This is a genomic window from Pseudomonas sp. CDFA 610, assembly GCF_021147865.1.
Taxonomy (GTDB): Bacteria; Pseudomonadota; Gammaproteobacteria; order Pseudomonadales; family Pseudomonadaceae; genus Aquipseudomonas; species Aquipseudomonas alliivorans.
Window position 1 is genome coordinate 100,888 of sequence record NZ_JAGTPM010000010.1, and the last position, 17,690, is coordinate 118,577.

Here is a 17,690-nt window from a genome sequence, read left to right on the forward strand (position 1 = left end):
GAAGTCAGGCAACCGGCTCGCTGAACGGCACTTCCTGCTGCTCGACTTCAGGGCTGGCTTTCAGGTGCGCATCGGCCAGCCGGAACAGCTCAATGTGGCCATCCAGATGCTCGATCAGCGCTGTGCAGGATTCGACCCAGTCGCCACAGTTCATGTACTCCACGCCGCCCACCTGGCTGATTTCCGCGTGATGAATGTGCCCGCACACCACGCCGTCCAGCCCGCGCTTCACGCATTCATGGGCGATGGCCTCTTCAAAATCACTGATGAAATTCACGGCGGTTTTGACCTTGTGCTTCAGGTACGCCGACAGCGACCAGTAGCCATAGCCGTATTTCGCTCGCCAGTGGTTGAGCCAGCGATTCAGGGTCAGGGTGAACTCGTAGGCCGAGTCGCCGAGAAACGCCAGCCAGCGGTGGTAACGGGTGATCACATCGAATTGATCGCCGTGAATCACCAGCAGGCGACGACCATCAGCCGTCACATGCTCGGCTTCGTCCACCAACTGGATGTTGCCCAGAATCAGCTTCGAGTAACGGCGCAGAAACTCGTCGTGGTTGCCCGTGACGTAGATGACTTCGGTGCCGCGCTTGCTCATGGTCAGTAGGCGTCGGATGACATTGGTGTGCGCCTGCGGCCAGTACATGCCGCCGCGCAGCTTCCAGCCGTCGATGATATCGCCCACCAGATAAATCCGGTCAGCCTGATAGCGCTTGAGAAACGCCGACAGGTGTTCAGCCTGACAATCGCGCGTGCCCAGATGCACATCGGAAATCCACAAGGTCCGCACGCGTTGCTTGCGGCTGGGTTTGGCGAGCTGAGCACTGCTCATGGGACGACCTCCGGCGGGTTTTCCAACAGAGTGCGGCATGCCGGTTAATTGAATGTGACACGCACATGGCGATGTCATGACAATAGCCTCTGCGAGGTAGACTTGCCTGTCGCCGCGCCCACAAGGATGGTCATGACTCCGCGTTCCGCTCTGCTCGCCCTGCACATGGGCGCCCTATTGTTCGGCCTGTCCGGCGTACTGGGCAAACTGGCCCATGCATCCCCGTCCGTGATTGTTTTCGGCCGTGCTGCATTCGCTGCCGCAGCACTCGCCGTGTTCGTGCGCTTTGTTGGCAGCTCGCGCTGGAAGCCATTGAGCCGAGCCAGCGGCGCCCGTCTGGCGCTCAGCGGGGTGTTACTGAGTCTGCACTGGGTGTCGTTTTTCATTGCGGTGAAAGTGGCAGGGGTGGCCGTGGCGACGCTGGGCTTTGCGAGCTTTCCAGCGTTCACCGTGATACTCGAGGGTCTGGTATTTCGCGAGCGTATCCGGCGCATCGAGATGCTGCTGGTCGCACTGGTCACGGTGGGACTGATGCTGGTAACGCCAGGGTTCGATCTGGCCAGCGAAGCGACGGGCGGCCTTTTATGGGCGATTTTTTCGGGTTTCACCTTCGCCCTGCTGTCGCTGGTCAACCGCGCCAGCGCGCTTCATGTACATGCGGTGCAGGCCGCGCTGTGTCAGAACCTGATCGTTGCCATGTGCCTGCTGCCTTGGGCAGCCGCTTCATTGCCCGGCGTATCGACCACTGACTGGCTGTGGATTGCGCTGCTCGGCGTGTTCTGCACCGGGCTGGCGCACAGCCTGTTCGTCGCCAGTCTGGCCGTGATCAAGGCAAGGATGGCCGCTGTGGTGTTTGCCATGGAGCCGCTTTACGGCATTGCCTTCGCGTGGATGATCTTCGCCGAAACGCCCACGCTGCGCATGCTGTTGGGCGGGGCGCTGATCATTGTCGCCATTCTGATCTCAGGCCTGATGGGCAGCCGAGATGCAGAAACAGAATCTCATTGAGGGTCCGCTGCGCGGTGCCGGTCGTTGTGGCCAAGATCGCGCGCCGGGTCGATCTGATCCCGCACCCGCTGCTTGAGCACCTTGGCTTCCGGGAAACCACCGTCGGCCTTGCGCTCCCAGATCTGCACGCCGTCGCAGGCAATACGAAAGGTGCCACCTGTGGCCGGCTCGAGCGACACCTTGCCCAAGTCGTCGCAGAACGTGCTCAGCAACTCCTGCGCCAGCCAGGCCGCACGCAGCAACCATTGGCACTGGGTGCAGTAGGTAATGACAACTTCAGGTTTTCCGGCAGACATGACCGCGTGCTCCGCATGAAGGAGCGCCCATGATACGCACCGTTTACCCGCTCAACGAGCGTTGGCGACACGTCGCAGGTCGCTGAGTGTCGGGTTGTGCGCAACATCGTCCGGTTCGGCGTTCTGCTCATGCCCTTTGACGCCCAGCAGCCCGAGCAGACGACTGCGTATCGCCTGAAACCCGGTCTGCCCACTGTCGCGCTGGCGCGGCAGTTCGATACGAATCTCGTCGGCAATCCTGCCATCGGCCAGCACGATGACCCGGTCGGCAAGCAGAATCGCTTCATCCACATCATGGGTCACCAGCAGCACTGCCGGGGTATGCTTGCGCCACAGGTCGATGATCAGTTGATGCATGCGAATGCGCGTCAGAGCATCGAGCGCAGCAAAGGGTTCGTCCAGCAGCAACAGCTTCGGTTCGCGCACCAGCCCACGGGCCAATGCCACGCGCTGTGCTTCACCGCCGGACAAGGTGGCTGGAAACGCATTGACCCGATGCGACAGACCGACTTCGCCCAGCGCGGCTTCGGCATGCGCCTTGGCGTTGTCGACGTGCAGACCGAGCACCACGTTCTTCCAGGCACTCTTCCATGGCATCAAGCGGGGCTCCTGAAACACCGCCGCCCGCGCCACCGGCACGCGCAGCTCGCCGCTGTCGATGCTGTCCAGCCCGGCGAGGGTACGCAGCAAGGTTGTCTTGCCGGATCCGCTGGCCCCGAGCAATGCGACGAATTCACCCGGCGCGATGTCCAGATTCAGCCCGTCAATCACGCGCTGCTGGCCGAACTGCCGGACCACATTGCGCAGCTGGACCGGAGCCTGCTCGACTTGTTCGGGGGCACGGTGCAGGGTCGTCTGTGTGTTGCGCACGTCGAAAGCAGTCATGTTCAGTTCCTCAGAAAAGTCGGGCGCCAGGCCAGGGCGTAGCGCTCCAGCGTACGAATGATGCCGTCGATCACCAGCCCGAGAACGCTGTAGATCAGAAGGCAGATGACAATCACGTCGGTGCGCATGAAGTCGCGGGCGTCACTGGCCAGATAACCGATACCCGCCGTGGTGTTGATCTGCTCGACGAATACCAGCGCCAGCCAGGAAATGCCCAGCGAATAGCGCAGGCCGACGAAGAACGATGGCAGCGAGCCAGGCAGGATCACGTGCCAGATCAGTTCGCGACGGCTGAGACCCAGCGTGTTGGCGGCCTCGATCAGTTTGGGGTCGATGTTGCGGATCCCGGAAAACAGGTTCAGGTACACCGGGAACGTGGTGCCCATCACGATCAGCGCGACTTTGGTGAACTCGCCGATGCCAAACCAGAGGATGAACAGCGGCACCAGCGCCAGCGAGGGAATGGTGCGCAGCATTTGCATCGGAGAATCGAGGGCAATTTCACCCCGCTTGGACAGACCGGTGATCAACGCGGCCACGACCCCGATGCTGACACCGATACTCAGGCCCAGCAGCGCGCGCTGCAGCGACACCCACAAGTGTCGGCCCAGTTCGCCAGACAGAATCATCGACCAGAGCGTGCCGCCAATCTGCGACGGCGCAGCAATGACCCGCACCGGCAGCAGGCCGGTCTGTGAGGCCAGCTCCCAGAGCAGTAACAACGCGAGCGGGCTGAGCAGACGCAGCACGAAACCGGGCACGCGCCAAGGGCTGCCGGACGGCGCAGCGGCCTGTCGCTCGGGTTTGTTGACGACCAGAAATCCGGCATCGATGGAACTGAGGGTTGTTTCAGGCATGAAGGCATCCTTGCTGAACGGATCGGGCAAACGCACCCGACTCACTGGATAAGCCCATGCTAGGTGCATAAGAACACTGAGTGAAATTCTATTTGAATCTAAGCTAATAGTTAAAATATTTGATTATCACCCATTCACATAATGCATATTTTTTATAATTAACTTAGACCAAAATCGAATTTCACAGCCTCCGCTCCCGCCCATTAAGGTGCCAGTCGACAAGGTCGAACGGACCTCAACCATTGGCAGGAGTTATTCATGAGCATCGAATTCATCGGCTATATCGCGACGCAGCCCGGTTCGGAAATCCATCCACGCAGTGGCGCGGCCGTCCAGCCCGATTACGTACAGAAAGTCGCCAGGGCTCATGAAGACTCAGGTTTCGACCGAGCCCTGATCGCCTATCACTCCAACAGTCCGGACAGCACGCTGGTGGCTGCGCACGCTGCCAGCGTGACCCACACACTGAAATTTTTGATCGCGCATCGTCCCGGTTTCATTTCGCCGACCGTCGCGGCCCGTCAGTTCGCGACGCTGGATGTGTTCAATGGCGGCCGGACGGCGGTGCATATCATCACCGGTGGCGATGACAAGGAACTGCGTGCCGACGGCAGCCATATCGGCAAGGATGAGCGTTATGCGCGCAGCGACGAATACCTGAGCGTAATGCGTCAGGAATGGACCAGCGACAAACCCTTCGATCACCAGGGCACTTACTACCAGTTCGAGGGCGCGCACTCGCTGGTCAAATCTGCGCAACAACCACATATTCCCCTGTATTTTGGTGGCTCGTCAGACGCCGCGATTGCCGTCGCAGGTAAACACGCCGACGTTTATGCCTTGTGGGGCGAGACGTATGAGCAGGTGCGGGACGTGGTCAAACGGGTTCGCGCCGAGGCCGCCAGACACGGTCGCACCATTCGTTTCAGCCTGTCGCTGCGGCCGATTCTGGCCGACACCGAAGAACAGGCCTGGGCACGTGCCGACAGCATTCTGGAAAAAGCCAGGGCACTGGCCGAGCGCAACGGGTTTATTCGCCGAGAACCACCGAACGAGGGTTCTCGCCGCCTGCTGGCCGCTGCCGCGCAAGGGTCGCGTCTGGACAAGCGTTTGTGGACAGGTATCGCCGAATTGCTGGGCGCGCAGGGCAATTCGACCTCATTGGTGGGCACGCCCGAACAGGTCGCACACGCGCTGCTGGATTACTACGACCTGGGGATTACCACCTTCCTGATTCGCGGGTTCGACCCGCTGGATGACGCCATCGACTACGGCAAAAAACTTATTCCGCTGACCCGCGAGCTGGTCGCCCAGCGCGAGCGCGAAGCCCGCGAGAAGGTTGCCTGAGCTTTTGGCAGATGACACCGGTCGGCACAGTCATGCCTGCCGGTGAGCCCCGTCAGGCAGCAGCCGAAACCTGTTCCAGCGACTGCGCCACCAGCGCGCCGAACGCATCCACCGGACCTTGCAGGTTGCCCAGAAAACGCGGATAGAACAGCCACAGGTCCATCACCGGCTTGAAGTCTTTCAAAGGCATGACGGCCAGTTGATCGCGGTGGATGCTGCGTTCCAGCAAAGGACGCGGCACCAGGCCAAGCCCCATGCCATCGGCAACCAGCCCCAGTTGCAGCTCGGTGCCGAAGGTTTCCAGATTGACCTTCATGCTCAGGCCCTGATCGGACAACGTGCGTTGCAGGCCCGCCCGAAATCCGCAGCCGTCGGGATTCAGTACCCAGCCCTGCTGATAACAGTCGGCCAGCTTGCCGGGCTTTTTCGGCACCGTGTTCCTGGCGGCGACCACAACCAACTCCATTCGGCCAATGGACTGCGCCACGATGTTTTCAGGGAAAATCTTGCCGGCCGGGAACAGTGCGGCAGCCGCATCCAGTTCGCCGTTTTCGACTTTGCCGATCAGATAACTGCCCCAGCCGGTGCTCACCTGGGCGCGCAGGTCGGGAAACTCGCTCCGCAGTTGCTTTAGCGCGTCGAGCAGCACCACGTCACCAATGGTCTGCGGCACACCCAGCCGCAGCAGGCCGCTGGGCGGCGTATCGCTGGCCACCAGCTCACGCAGCGCGTCCATTTCACGCAGGATCGCCAGGCATTTCTGATAGACCTGAATGCCCATGGCGGTGGGCTTGAGCGGTTTGGTGTTGCGATCGAACAGTTCGACGCCCAGCGCCTGCTCGAAATTTTGCACCCGGCGCGTGATGGCCGGCTGGGTCAGGTCCAGCGATTCAGCCGCATGGCTGATCGACTGACAGCGAATCACCGCAACGAACGCATCGATATCATCAATTTTCATTCGGACCGCACATAAAAATATAAAAGAAACATAGGCAAAAAGCATAGTACCAATGGGCGTTCATGAATAGTCCACACCTCCAACATAAGGCCGAATCATTGCCGGTGAAAGACGTTTTCGTTATATCCTAATCATTAAAAAATAGCATATTAAACCTGTGTATTATGCTTATATCGATCCATACCTGACGCTGATCTGGAATGGACATGACTCAGAACCGACACCCCGAACGACTCGGGGCTTTCATCGATGCGCTGACCGAACTGATCGGCAGCGATACCCACGAAACCGACCTGCTGCTTCGCGGCAGCAGACTGCTTGCGCAGCTGGTCAGCCACGACGACTGGCTGCCTGACGAATTCGCGGTTCCCGACCCGACGCGTTACCAGCAATTTCTGCTGCACGCCGATGCACACCAGCGCTTCTCGGTGGTGAGTTTCGTCTGGGGTCCGGGCCAGCGCACGCCGATTCATGACCACCGTGTATGGGGACTGATCGGCATGCTGCGCGGCGCAGAAGACGCTCAGGGTTATGTGCGCGGTGCTGAAGGGCGTCTTGAGCCACAGGGTGCGGCGGTGCGTCTGGTGCCAGGTCAGGTCGAAGCGTTGTTGCCGCATCGCAATGATGTCCATCAGGTCAGCAATGCCTTCAGCGATCAGGTTTCGATCAGTATCCATGTATACGGCGCCGACATCGGTCAGGTGAAGCGCGCGGTTTACGAGCTGGACGGCACTGAAAAGCTGTTTATTTCCGGGTACTCCAACGCAGCCCCGATTCCATCTCAAGCACAACCGACAGGGAGTCACGCCTGATGAGCACACACGCAACCCGATCCTTTGCCGAGATTCGCCAGACCCTGCTGGACCATCAGGAACTGGCGCTGGTGGATGTGCGCGAGGAAGCGCCTTTCGCGCAGGCACACCCCTTGTTCGCAGCCAACATTCCATTGTCGAAACTGGAGCTGGAAGTGTTCTCGCGCATCCCGCGTCGCGACACCGCCGTAACGCTGTATGACAATGGCGAAGGCCTGGCGGACATTGCCCTGCAACGCTTGCAGGCGTTGGGCTACAGCGATGTGAAGCTGCTGGAAGGCGGCTTGCAGGGCTGGCGCGAAGCCGGCGGCGAGCTGTTCATCGACGTCAATGTGCCAAGCAAGGCATTTGGCGAACTGGTGGAACACCATCGCGCCACGCCGTCGCTGGCCGCTGAAGAGGTCAAGGCACTGCTCGACAGCCAGGCCGATGTGGTGGTGCTCGATGCGCGGCGCTATGACGAATACCAGACCATGAGCATCCCGAGCGGCATCAGCGTGCCAGGCGCGGAACTGGTGCTGCGCGCCCGTGAACTGGCACCGGACCCGAACACCCGGATCATCGTCAACTGCGCAGGCCGTACCCGCAGCATCATCGGTACCCAGTCGTTGATCAATGCAGGCCTGCCCAATCAGGTCCATGCACTGCGCAACGGCACCATAGGCTGGCTGCTCGCCGATCAGACGCTGGATCATGGGCAGAGTCGGCGCTTCGCAGAAGTGAGCGACAGGACCCGCAACACGGCTGGCGCCGACGCCCGCAACGTGGCTGACCGCGCAGGCGTGAAGCGCGCCAGCCTGGTCGATCTGCACGGCTGGCAGAGGGAGACGGCACGTACCACTTACCTGTTCGATGTGCGCACGCCCGAGGAATTCGCCAGAGGCCATCTGCCGGGCGCTCGTTCAACGCCCGGCGGACAACTGGTGCAGGAAACCGATCACTACGCCAGCGTACGCGGCGCACGGATTGTGCTGGTCGATGACGATGGCGTGCGCGCCAACATGTCCGCTTCGTGGCTGGCGCAACTGGGCTGGGAGGTGGCGGTGATCGATGGGCTGCAAGCCATCGACTTCTCCGAGCAGGGCGACTGGGACGCGCCCTTCCCTGCGCCTGCACAGGTGGAGTTCATCAGTGCCGGGACCCTCGCCGACTGGCAGACCCACGACGGTGTGGCGGTGCTGGATTTCACCACCAGCGTCAACTACGTGAAGCAGCACATCCCCGGCGCCTGGTGGAGCCTGCGGGCTGATCTCGAACAGGTACTGGCCAAGGTGCCGACTGCCGAGCGCTATGTGCTGACCTGTGGCAGCAGCCGTCTGGCACGCTTCGCGGCAGCCGACGTCGAGGCCCTGACAGACAGGCCGGTATTCGTGCTGGAGGGCGGCACGGCCAGCTGGGTCAAGGCCGGATTTGCGCTCGAACAGGGCGAAACGCGTCTGGCGTCACCGCGCATCGACCGCTACCGCCGTCCTTACGAAGGCACCGACGCGCCCAAGGCCGCCATGCAGGCGTATCTGGATTGGGAGTTCGGTCTGGTCGAACAACTGGCCCGCGACGGGACACACGGGTTTCGGGTGATATGAGACGCCAGACAGCTGCCCGTGCCTATGCTCTACGCGCATTTCAGATACAAGTCTGCCTCGGCACTGATCGTGCCCATCGCTGCGCGTAGGCAACGATCAGTGTGAGGCTGATGGATGCATGACGCAGAGCACGGAGCGATCCACCTTACTGATAACGGAGTTTCTTCTTCCATGCTGCCTTTCTTCAAATCAGCCGCGCCGCTGAAAAGCCTGATGCTCGCCACCTTACTCAGCCTGCTCACCAGTCAGCAGGCACTGGCGGCAGACCTTGCGCCATTGCGGGTAGCCAACCAGAAGTCCCTGTTGAAAACCCTGCTGCAGGTGTCCGGCGAACTCAAGGACGTGCCCTATGACATCCAGTTTTCCGAATTCCCGTCCGCTGCGCCACTGGGCGAAGCGCTGAATGCCGGTGCGGTGGACCTTGGCGCCTTGGGCGACGCGCCCTATGTGTTCGCGCTGGGTGCGGGCGCGCCGCTGAAAGTGGTGAGCATCACTCACGCCCAGGGCCGCTTTACCACCGCCCTGCTGGTGTCAAAGAATTCGCCGATCAAGACCGTGGCCGACCTCAAGGGCAAGCGAATCGTGACCGGGCGCGGCTCCATCGGCCATTATCTGGCGATCCGCGCCTTGCATGAAGCGGGGCTCAAGACCAGCGATGTCACCTTCATCAACCTGCTGCCCAGCGAGTCACGGCTGCTGCTGGACAGCGGCGAGGCCGACGCCTGGGCGACCTGGGACCCTTACACCACCATTTCCATCAGTCAGAGCGATGCGCGGGTGCTGGTCAGCGGCAGCGAGCTGTTGAGCAATCACCTGTATCTCGCCGCAACCGGCAAGGCCATCGAAGGCAAACGTTTGCAACTGGACGACTTCGTCGCGCGGGTCGAACGTGCCTTCAACTGGACCAATGCGCATCCCGAGGAGTACGCCGCCGCGCAGGCCAGGGTCACCGGCCTGCCGCTTGAGGTGCACCTGTCAGTTGCCAAGGCGACCAAAATGCAGCGCACGCTGATTGACGACACGATCATTCAAGGTTTGCAAGCCACCGCTGACACCTATCTGGCCGAGGGCATTCTGGGCAAGCCAATCGACGTTTCGACAGGCTTCGACAAGCGTTTCAACGCGGCGCGGCCTCAAATCGCGCAGACAGCCAGCCAATGACCAGTACGCTCCATCCAGCCCCGTTGCGAAAGGATCCCGCATGAGCCCTTTTCCCCTTCGTCAGCCGCTGCCCGAATCGGCCGCAGCGTTTGAAGCTCGACTGAACAGCCTGACCGCCACCCTGGCCGAGACGGCTGCACACTACGATGCCACTGCGCAATTTCCGCATGCCAATTTCAGCCTGCTGCATGAACATGGCCTGCTGGGTCTCGTGGTGCCAAGCGGCCTGGGCGGTGGCGGCGCGGATCTCGTAAAGGCGCAGCAGGTGATCAGTGCGATCGCTCGAGGCGAACCTTCCACGGCGCTGATTCTGGTGATGCAGTACCTGCAACACGCCCGCCTGCAGGACAACGCCAATTGGCCCCGCGACCTGCGCGTTCGCGTCGGCGAGGAAGCCGTCTGTGAAGGCGCGCTGATCAATGCCCTGCGGGTAGAGCCGGATCTGGGCACGCCCGCACGTGGCGGTTTGCCGGGCACTGTCGCCCGTCGTACCGCTGAAGGCTGGCGCATCAGCGGCACCAAGATCTACTCCACCGGCAGTCACGGCCTGACCTGGTTTGCTGTGTGGGGGCGCAGCGATGACGACGACCCGCTGGTAGGCACCTGGCTGGTGCACAAGGACACGCCCGGCATTCAGATCATCGAGGACTGGGACCATCTGGGCATGCGCGCTACCAACAGTCATGAGATCCGTTTCGACAACGTGCTGGTGCCGCTGGAGCATGCGGTGAGCGTCAGCCCATGGAGCGCACCGAAGTCGGATCTGGACCCCGCGGGCATGCTGTGGATGTCAGTGCTGCTGTCGTCGGTCTACGACGGTATCGCGCAGTCCGCACGCGACTGGCTGGTGGACTGGCTCGAACAACGCCAGCCTTCCAACCTCGGCGCAGCGCTTTCGACACTGCCGCGCTTTCAGGAGACCGTTGGCCACATCGACACGCTGCTGTTCGCCAACCGCAGCCTGCTTGACGCAGCTGCGCAGGGCCTGACGCCTGCTCAGCACGCGGGACAGATCAAATACCTGGTGACCGGCAATGCGATACGCGCCGTGGAACTGGCCATCGAAGCGTCCGGCAATCCCGGCCTGTCGCGCAGCAATCCACTGCAGCGCCATTACCGCAACGTGCTGTGCGGCCGGGTTCACACACCGCAGAACGATGCCGTGCTGATCGGTGTCGGCAAGGCCGCTTTCGCTGCTCGAAACGCCAGTGTTTGATCAACCCATCGCTGGCGGCTCGAACGCCGTGACCGATGGCAGCGGCTCAGTCCATTTGACGATTTCCACCGACGCCGTCTGTGCCGAGCAGCCTTGCGACAGGCTCGACGCACCGACGTCCCGCGTGATGACGTTGGGATTGCCGTGTTTCTCCAGGCTGCCGCGCTCGCCCCGCACCAGCGGATCGAACCACGCACCCGTCGCGATCTGCACCACACCGGGCCGAATAGCCTCGGACACGATCACCCCGGCCAGAAACGCGCCACGTTCATTGAAAACCTTGATCACATCGCCATCGACAATCCCGCGTGCCTGCGCGTCTTTCGGGTTCATGGTCAGCGGCTCGCGCTCGCGGATCTTCGAAGAACGGCTGTAACTGCCGTGGTCATACTGGCTGTGCAGCCGGGTCTTGGGCTGGTTGGACAGCAGGTGCAAGGCGAAGGCTGGCGCAGGTTTATCCAGCCACACCGGGTGCCCTGGACAGTCTGCATAACCAAATCCGGCTATGCGCTCGGAAAAGATTTCGATACGCCCGGACGGCGTCGGCAGCGGATGGGCATCCGGGTCATCCCGAAAGGCCTTGAGCAGCACATTGTCGGTTTCTGGAAAGTCGATTTCCAGCAGGCCATCGCGCCAGAACGTGTCGAACGCTGGCAACGCGATGCCGAACGACTCGGCACGCTGACGGGAATCGTCATAGATGAATCGCAACCAGGCCTGGGCATCGCGGCCTTCGGTGAACGTCTCGGCAACGTCCATGCGCTCGGCCAGACCGGAGAAGATCGTATAGTCGTCGCGGGACTCGCCTACCGGCTCAATGGCCTGCTGCATGGCGATCATGAACCGGTCGGACGCCGAACTGCCGATGTCATTGCGCTCCAGCGCAGTGGTCGCGGGCAATACTATATCGGCGTACCTGGCCTGCGCGGTCCAGAACTGCTCGTGAACGATGATGGTCTGCGGACGTTGCCAGGCGCCCAGCAGTCGGTTGAGGTCCTGATGGTGGTGGAAAATGTTTCCGCCTGCCCAGTACACCAGTTTGATATCGGGATAGGTATGACGCTGGCCGTTGTAATCGAACGGGGTGCCGGGGTTGAGCAACATGTCGGTCACCCGCGCCACCGGGATGAACGCCTTGACCGGGTTGCTGCCCTGGGAAAAGCGCGGCCCGGAGAACGCCTTGCGTCCACTGCCGGTGTTGTTCATGCAGCCATATCCAAGGCCGAAACCTGCACCAGGCAGGCCGATCTGCCCCAGCAATGCAGCGAGGGTCACGGTCATCCAGAACGGCTGCTCGCCATGCACCGAGCGCTGCAACGAATAGGCAACGTTGATCATGGTGCGCTTGCTTGCCATCTGGCGCGCCAGCCGGACGATCTGTTCCGAGGGAATATCCGTCAGCGCTGCGGCCCAGTCCGGGCTTTTCGGTTGATTGTCGGTGTGACCGAGCAGGTAAGCGCGAAAGCGTTCATAACCAACGGTGTAGCGTTGAACGAATGACTCGTTGTGCAGGTTCTCGGTGATCAGCACGTAAGACAGCGCCATCATCAAGGCCGTGTCGCTGCCGGGCCTGACCGGCAGCCACTGGATCTGCGCAGGGCCTGCCAGGTCTTCACGCAGCGGGCTGACGTTAACGAACTGCACACCTGCGTCAGACATTTTTTGCAGTGCGTCGGTAAGCAGGTGATCCGTTGCGCCACCAGGGCTGGTCTGGGCGTTCTTGGCAGGCAGGCCGCCGAACGCGACGAACAGCTCGCAGTGTTCGGCGAGGTTTTTCCATGAGGTGTGAGCCGCCAGCAGCCAGTCCATGCTGCCCACAATATGCGGCATAAGCACCCGTCCGGCGCCCAGGCTGTAGCTGTCGGTGCTGGACACATAGCCGCCAATGCAGTTGAGGAAACGGTGTAACTGGCTTTGGGCATGATGAAAGCGCCCGGCACTGCCCCACCCGTAACTGCCGCCAAAAATCGCCTGATTACCGTGCTCCTGCCTGACCCGTTTCAGTTCACGGGCGACCAGATCCAGTGCAACCTCCCACGACACCTCAACGAAAGGTTCCTGCCCGCGCAAGTGCGCACGCCCGCCCTTCTGCTCCAGAAAACTGCGCCGCACGGCCGGACGCATAATGCGTGTCGGCGAGGTGATGGCCGCTGCCACCGAGTCACCGATGGGCGAAGGGTCCTTGTCCCACTCGACAGGCTGCAAGGCTTGCAGCTTGCCATTCACAACCTGCGGGCGATAAGCGCCCCAGTGCAGCGAGGTCAGACTCATGTCAGGGCGCACTCCTTGGGTTTGGTGATGTTTATCGTGTTCGACACCCGAATGCAAAATCCGTGGCAACCAAAAAAGCCGAGGGGCGGCTTGCCGGCGATGGCGTCCGTTCAGCAATGGATCAGTCGCTTGATAAACCGATTCGCCGGCCACCATTTCTGCGTTTGAGCAGATTGCACGTTGCTGATCGTGACCGTCACGTCCGGACCCGGCGCGTCCCGAAAGGCATTCCCACGCGGAGCGTGACAAACGGTCATCCTCCCTCGTTGGTCGTACCGAACGCTCGATCTAGCGTGACGCCTGGGTCTGGCTCTGGAGCACTGCGTTGAATGATTCGTCGAACACGCTTGCTGCGGGATAGCTTTTGGTCAGTCCGGCACCGTTGAAGAACTCGATGGTTTGTTGTGCGCCTGCAACGACGTCAGGGGTGATGGGCACGACGATGACCTGGGCGCGGGAGAACCAGCGGCTGGCGACTTGCGCGTCGGCCTTGGTCAGGGCGGACCAGGCACTGGCGTAGATTTCGTTGTGCTGCGGGTCACTCACTGACCAGGCGCGGGCGGCTTGCAGGCGCTGGAGGAAATCGCTGATCTGCGACCGCTTGTCCTTGATCGAGCGGTCGTTGGCGACAATGAAACTTTGTGCCGGTATCAGCCCTTTGGCCGTCGTGATGATGCGTGCGCCCTGACGTTCCTGCTGGGTGACGTAGGGCTCCCAGGTGGCAATCGCGTCCACCGAGCCACCTTCCAGCGCGTGGGAGGAATCCAGCGCGCTCAGGTAGCGATAATCCACGGTATCGCGCGCGATACCGGCCTTGTCCAGCGCGGTCAGCATCAACTGCTGACTGAACGAGCCTTTCCAGATCGCGACCTTCCTGCCCGCCAGATCGGCCACGGTTCTGATGGGCGAGTCCTTGCGCACCACAATCGCCACGCCATCAAGGTTTTGCCGCGAGACACCGATCACCTTGATCGGCGCACCCAGCGCCCCCATGAACAGCGCGGGCGAATCGCCCAGCAATCCCACATCCAGACTGCCGACGTTCAAGGCTTCCGCCACAGGCGAGCCTGCAGTGAACTGTTTCCACTCGATGTCGTACGGCACGTCCTTGAGCACGCCGGCGGCCTCCATCACGGTGCGGGCGCTGTAGCTCTGGTCGCCGACAATGAGATTGGCGGCATGGGCACCGGCCGACACCATAAGCGCCAGGGCCAGGCCCGTTGTCCAGCGGGTGATTGTTTTCGCCACAGGTGCTCTCCACAGGTCATCAACAGATGCGTCTTCACGCAGATGGCACGACCCTAACACCCGGCACAAAATTAGCTAAATTCATTTTTGATCTAGCCTAATATGCAAAATAATCAGCTAAAGGTTTTACCCCTGACGGTCATCCAGGTCGATGCCCGAGTCCAGCCGCTCGCGCAGAAACTCGATGAAGGCCTGCACTGGCCGGGAAGCCTGCCGATGCTGTGGATACACCGCTGACAGGGTCAGCGGCTCCGGGCGCAGATCGTCCAGCACTCGCACCAGACTGCCGTTGCGCAGGGCCGCGCCGACAATGAACGTCGGCAGGTAGGTGATGCCCAGCCCCGCCACCGCCGCATCGCGCAACAGCTCACCATTGTTGACCCGCATCCGCCCGCTGACGCTAAGGCTCAGCGGTTTGCCTGCGCCCTGAAAACGCCATTGCACCTGACGACCATGGCCGTACGGCAGGCAGTCGTGGGCGTGCAGGTCCTCAGGTTTCTCCGGCGTGCCGCGCTCGGCCAGATAAGTCGGGCTGGCGCAGTAGACCCGGTCGATTGTCGCGATGCGCCGGGCAATCAGCGAGGAGTCCTCCAGCATGCCGATGCGCAGCACCAGGTCATAGCCCTCGCTGAGCAGGTCCACCGGACGGTCACTCAGGTCCACTTCGACCGACACATCGCGGTAGCGCTGCAGAAACAGCGGCAGCAGGCAGCCCAGGTGTGCCACGGCAAACGACAGCGGCGCACTCAGGCGCAGGGTGCCGCGTGGCTCGCTGTTCTGGCCTGTGATGCCCTGCTCCACCTGCTCGACTTCAGCGAGCAGACGCAGGGACGATTCGTAGTAACTCTGGCCCAGCGGCGTGACGTCCAGCCGCCGCGTCGAGCGGTTAAGCAGGCGTACGCCCAATCGCTCTTCCAGTTGCATCAGCCGTCTGCTGACGAACTGCTTGGACAGTCCCAGCTTGTCGGAAGCCGCCGTGAAGCTGCCCGACTCCATCACCTGGCAAAAGATACGCATGTCTTCAAAAGGGTTCATTGTCACGACCTGGTTGACAGTAAAACGCTTTATAGCCGCTTTTTTGCATTTCAGCACCTGATTAGTCTGTGTCCACAGGCAAAAGCCCATTCCCAACGTTCTGTGGAGTCATCCCATGCATCAGTCATTGAGCCATCCCTTGCTCTGGAGCGCCCTGCTGCTGTTGGCCGATGTGCTGATCTGGCACCTGGCACCGGTGCGTCAGCGGGTGGCGCAGGTCAGCATTCGGCTGGCGCTGTTTCTGGCGTTCAGCACAATCATCATCAACGCAGGGATCAGTCCGTTGCAGGCCCCGTCCTGGCCGGATGACAGCGTGATCCAACTGGGTGCCACGGCCCTGGCGATTCTCTGGTGGGTCTACGCCGCAAGGGTGCTGACCGTGTTGATCGGTCTGGCGCTGATGCACCGTATCGGACACAGCGGACGCCTGTTGCAGGACGTGATCGGCGCGCTGGTTTTCCTGATTGCCGTGGTGGCGGCCGCAGGCTATGTACTGGAGTTGCCGGTCAAGGGCCTGTTGGCCACGTCAGGGGCGATGGCGATCATCGTCGGTCTGGCGTTGCAGAGCACGCTAAGCGACGTGTTTTCCGGGATCGTGCTCAACACTACCAAGCCTTATCAAGTGGACGATCTGGTGTCGATCGACGGCGTCGAGGGCAAGGTGCTCGACATCGACTGGCGCGCCACACATCTGCTGACTCACGCAGGCAGCACCGCCGTAGTGCCCAACTCGGTGGCGGCCAAGGCCAAGATCGTCAACCTCAGTCGCCCGACCAACATGCACGGCGTTTCGATCAGCATCCAGGTACCGACCCACATACGTCCACGCCGGGTGCTCGACGCTCTGGAGCGCACCCTACAGGGCAGCAGCAGCCTGTTGCTGAGCCCTGCGCCAAAGGCCGTACTGCATGCGTCGGGGGACAGCATGTCGGAATACGTGGCCAGTGGTTTCATCGCCGACTTGAGTAAAAAAGGCGAAGTGCGCAACCAATTGTTCGACCTCGCCCACCGACACCTGGAAGCCGCCGGGATCGTTCGCCAGCCCGACGCCGTCGTCGAGCCAGCTTCCCGTGCCCGTGCACTGCTGGAAGAAGTGAAAGTGTTCCGTTCGCTCAGCGAGGAGGAGCGTGATCAGTTGGCACAACACATGACCGCTCAGCAGTATTCCGCAGGCCAGGTGGTGCTGGACCTGAACGAGGTGCCCGACGGCCTGTTCGTGATCGCCACCGGTGTGATCAGTGCGGCCGTGGTCAATGGCGAGCAACGCGTCGAAGCCGGTCGCATGGGGCCGAGCGAAGTGTTGGGCGAACAGGGCCTGTTGGACGACACGCCGTCCGAAGCTTGTTTCACCGCGCTGACTTCCAGCATCGTCTATCGCATCGACAAGGACATCGCCCGCGCCTGCATGGCGCAATCCAGCCAGGTCAATACGGCCCTGCACAAGCTGCAGGCGGTGCGTCAGAAGAACAGCCATTCGATCCTGCTGGCCCGCCCGCCGCAGGTCAGGAAGGGCGGCTTCCTCGGCTGGTTGCAAAGCCGTTGAGATGCCCGTGGCAGAGCTGTCGCGCAATCAGTTAGCCACCACTCGGAAGACCCGGAATTAACAACGATTAACTCGTCAGTACGGCTCGCGGAAATCAAGAATAGCGGCCTCTGCGAAAATTCTTGCCCATGGAAAGCTCACCCCACCACGGACATTTGCCATGAACCACTATTCAAGTTATGCCTGCAAGCTTTGCCCTGATGCGCTGCACAGCGAAAAAAACGTCCGCAACAGCGGTGGGTTGTCCCCTTGGCGAGAACGTCTGGCCAAGCAACTGATTCGTGACAACCTGAGTGAAAACATCGAAGTGGCCGAGCTGGCACGGGCCTGCGCCCTGTCGCGCAGTTACTTCTCCCGCGCCTTCAAATGCAGCACCGGACTGTCGCCTCAGGAGTGGATCCGCGAGCAGCGTCTGGCCCGCGCCAAATGCCTGATTCAACACACCGTCATGAGCCTGACCCAGATCAGTCAGGAGTGCGGGTTCTGTGATCAATCTCATTTTTCGCATATCTTCTCCCGCGCCGAAGGCATCAACCCCTTCACGTGGCGCGGCCATGCGAGAAATGCAGGTCAGGGTGAAGGGATGTCAGCGTCGTGACTGGCAGCCGTTAAGCTACGCTGCACGCAGACGTCCCCAA

16 protein-coding genes are annotated in these 17,690 nt (G+C 61.4%); 8 read left to right on the forward strand and 8 right to left on the reverse strand.

Translation table 11 applies throughout. The features are described 5' to 3' along the window. Positions 1–4 precede the first annotated feature (4 nt). A complete protein-coding gene (locus KDX39_RS19430; protein WP_231661479.1) occupies positions 5–832 on the reverse strand; it encodes a UDP-2,3-diacylglucosamine diphosphatase in 828 nt (275 codons plus the stop codon). Positions 833–964: 132 nt separating this feature from the next. Between KDX39_RS19430 and KDX39_RS19435 the strand changes: the two genes are divergently transcribed. Beyond that, complete coding sequence (locus KDX39_RS19435) at positions 965–1,840, forward strand: DMT family transporter (protein WP_231661480.1); 876 nt, start codon at positions 965–967, stop codon at positions 1,838–1,840. On the opposite strand, the gene KDX39_RS19440 is transcribed toward KDX39_RS19435, so the two are convergent. From KDX39_RS19440 to KDX39_RS19450, 3 genes are read right to left on the reverse strand one after another with little or no spacing between them, the layout of a single operon-like run. After that, positions 1,834–2,136, reverse strand: coding sequence for a SelT/SelW/SelH family protein (locus KDX39_RS19440; RefSeq protein ID WP_231661481.1), 303 nt, complete (start codon positions 2,134–2,136; stop codon positions 1,834–1,836). The genes KDX39_RS19435 and KDX39_RS19440 overlap by 7 nt on opposite strands. A gap of 51 nt (positions 2,137–2,187) precedes the next feature. Beyond that, positions 2,188–3,021, reverse strand: coding sequence for an ABC transporter ATP-binding protein (locus KDX39_RS19445; protein WP_231661482.1), 834 nt, complete (start codon positions 3,019–3,021; stop codon positions 2,188–2,190). Positions 3,022–3,023: 2 nt separating this feature from the next. Next, positions 3,024–3,878, reverse strand: a complete 855-nt coding sequence (locus tag KDX39_RS19450) for an ABC transporter permease (RefSeq protein ID WP_210043256.1) — start codon at positions 3,876–3,878, stop codon at positions 3,024–3,026. Between the two features lie 258 nt (positions 3,879–4,136). Between KDX39_RS19450 and KDX39_RS19455 the strand changes: the two genes are divergently transcribed. Next, a complete protein-coding gene (locus tag KDX39_RS19455; RefSeq protein ID WP_231661483.1) occupies positions 4,137–5,225 on the forward strand; it encodes an LLM class flavin-dependent oxidoreductase in 1,089 nt (362 codons plus the stop codon). 52 nt (positions 5,226–5,277) lie between these two features. Here KDX39_RS19455 and KDX39_RS19460 read toward each other — a convergent pair whose 3' ends face one another. Continuing rightward, positions 5,278–6,183, reverse strand: coding sequence for a LysR family transcriptional regulator (locus KDX39_RS19460; protein WP_231661484.1), 906 nt, complete (start codon positions 6,181–6,183; stop codon positions 5,278–5,280). 206 nt (positions 6,184–6,389) lie between these two features. On the opposite strand from KDX39_RS19460, the gene KDX39_RS19465 reads away from it, so the two are divergent. The 4 genes from KDX39_RS19465 (at position 6,390) to KDX39_RS19480 (ending at position 10,955) form a co-directional block, all read left to right on the forward strand. Continuing rightward, the gene (locus tag KDX39_RS19465) at positions 6,390–6,995 is read left to right on the forward strand and encodes a cysteine dioxygenase (RefSeq protein ID WP_231661485.1); all 606 of its coding nucleotides are present in this window, start codon (positions 6,390–6,392) and stop codon (positions 6,993–6,995) included. Continuing rightward, positions 6,995–8,578 carry a rhodanese homology domain-containing protein gene (locus KDX39_RS19470; RefSeq protein ID WP_231661486.1) on the forward strand — a complete coding sequence of 528 codons (1,584 nt, stop codon included), beginning with the start codon at positions 6,995–6,997 and terminating at the stop codon, positions 8,576–8,578. Before KDX39_RS19465 ends, KDX39_RS19470 begins: the two co-directional genes overlap by 1 nt. Before the next feature lie 171 nt (positions 8,579–8,749). Beyond that, complete coding sequence (locus tag KDX39_RS19475) at positions 8,750–9,739, forward strand: ABC transporter substrate-binding protein (RefSeq protein ID WP_231661487.1); 990 nt, start codon at positions 8,750–8,752, stop codon at positions 9,737–9,739. Between the two features lie 40 nt (positions 9,740–9,779). Further along, positions 9,780–10,955 (forward strand): acyl-CoA dehydrogenase family protein, encoded by a 1,176-nt coding sequence (locus KDX39_RS19480; protein ID WP_231661488.1) that lies wholly within the window; start codon positions 9,780–9,782, stop codon positions 10,953–10,955. Here the strand turns inward: KDX39_RS19480 and KDX39_RS19485 are convergent, their stop codons facing one another. From KDX39_RS19485 to KDX39_RS19495, 3 genes are all read right to left on the reverse strand, one after another. After that, the gene (locus KDX39_RS19485) at positions 10,956–13,226 is read right to left on the reverse strand and encodes a molybdopterin guanine dinucleotide-containing S/N-oxide reductase (RefSeq protein ID WP_231661489.1); all 2,271 of its coding nucleotides are present in this window, start codon (positions 13,224–13,226) and stop codon (positions 10,956–10,958) included. 288 nt (positions 13,227–13,514) lie between these two features. Continuing rightward, a complete protein-coding gene (locus tag KDX39_RS19490; RefSeq protein ID WP_231661583.1) occupies positions 13,515–14,426 on the reverse strand; it encodes an ABC transporter substrate-binding protein in 912 nt (303 codons plus the stop codon). A 174-nt stretch (positions 14,427–14,600) separates the two neighbouring features. Then, a complete protein-coding gene (locus KDX39_RS19495; RefSeq protein ID WP_231661490.1) occupies positions 14,601–15,509 on the reverse strand; it encodes a LysR family transcriptional regulator in 909 nt (302 codons plus the stop codon). A gap of 115 nt (positions 15,510–15,624) precedes the next feature. On the opposite strand from KDX39_RS19495, the gene KDX39_RS19500 reads away from it, so the two are divergent. Then, positions 15,625–17,052: a mechanosensitive ion channel family protein gene (locus KDX39_RS19500; RefSeq protein WP_231661491.1), complete on the forward strand. Its 1,428-nt coding sequence runs from the start codon at positions 15,625–15,627 to the stop codon at positions 17,050–17,052. A gap of 160 nt (positions 17,053–17,212) precedes the next feature. Continuing rightward, complete coding sequence (locus KDX39_RS19505; RefSeq protein ID WP_231661492.1) at positions 17,213–17,650, forward strand: helix-turn-helix domain-containing protein; 438 nt, start codon at positions 17,213–17,215, stop codon at positions 17,648–17,650. The last annotated feature ends 40 nt before the right edge of the window (positions 17,651–17,690 follow it).